This window comes from Aeromicrobium sp. PFPM2_SD2 (assembly GCF_057364525.1).
The window spans coordinates 1-1,046 of the sequence record NZ_JBNFNZ010000633.1 but is presented as its reverse complement, the minus strand read 5'-3'; the positions used below and the strand labels follow the sequence as shown (position 1 = coordinate 1,046).

The 1,046-nt window shown below is 74.5% G+C and carries 1 protein-coding gene; it reads right to left on the bottom strand.

Annotation, left to right across the window (positions count from 1 at the left end; all coding sequences use genetic code 11):
• The coding region (locus tag AC2W7G_RS17050) for an ABC transporter permease (protein ID WP_485869487.1) at positions 1-742 on the bottom strand (742 nt) is incomplete at its 3' end.
• Positions 743-1,046: the final 304 nt, after the last annotated feature.

Here is a 1,046-nt window from a genome sequence, read left to right as displayed (position 1 = left end):
ACCGGGCCGCGCCGTCACGGGTGCGCCGCCGCATGCTGACCCCGGCGAGGGCGAGCGCCACGACGCAGCAGCCCAGGAGCACGCCCACGTCCACCCCGAGGTCGGCCCCCAGGCTGCCGCCGCCGGCGAGCAGGGAGAAGGCGTCCGTCGCGTAGCTCATCGGCAGCACGTCCGAGACCAGCTCCAGCGCCCGTGGCATCTGCTCGCGGGGCTGCAGCAGGCCGCACAGCAGGATCTGCGGGACGACCACGAGCGGCATGAACTGCACCGCTTGGAACTCGGTGACCGCGAAGGCCGACATCAGCAGCCCGAGCGCGGTGCCGAGCACGCCGTCGACCACGGCCAGCAGGGCCATGGCCCAGGGGCGGTCGGCGTCCAGGTCGAGCAGCCACAGCCCGACGGCGGTCGCGACGAGCGCCTGCACCACGGCCGCCAGGCCGAGCGCGATCGCGTACCCCGCCACCAGCTCGCCCTTGCGCAACGGCGTGGTGAGCAGGCGCTCCAGCGTCCCGGACGTGCGCTCGCGCACCATGGTCACGGACGTCAGCAGGAACATGACGACGAACGGGAACAGCCCGAGCATCTGGGGCCCGACGCGGTCGAAGACGGCGGGGGAGTCGTCGTAGACGTACCGGAAGATGGCCAGCAGCAGCGACGGCAGCGCGACCACGAGCACGACGCTGCGCCGGTCGTGCGCGAGCTGCTGCAGGACCCGGCGGGCGGTGGCGAGCGTGCGGGTCATGCCACGGCCTCCCGCTCGGCGATGGCGAGGAACGCCTGCTCGAGGTCGTCGGTGCCGGCCCGGCTGCGCAGCCCCGCGGGGTGTCGTCGGCGACGAGCCGGCCCTCGCGCATCAGCAGGACGCGGTCGCAGCGGGCGGCCTCGTCCATGACGTGGCTGGAGACCAGGAGCGTGCGTCCCTCGGCGGCCAGACGGCCGAACAGCGCCCACAGGTCGCGGCGCAGCACCGGGTCCAGGCCGACGGTGGGCTCGTCGAGCAGCAGCAGCTCCGGCTCGCCCAGCAGCGCGGCGGCCAGCGACACCCG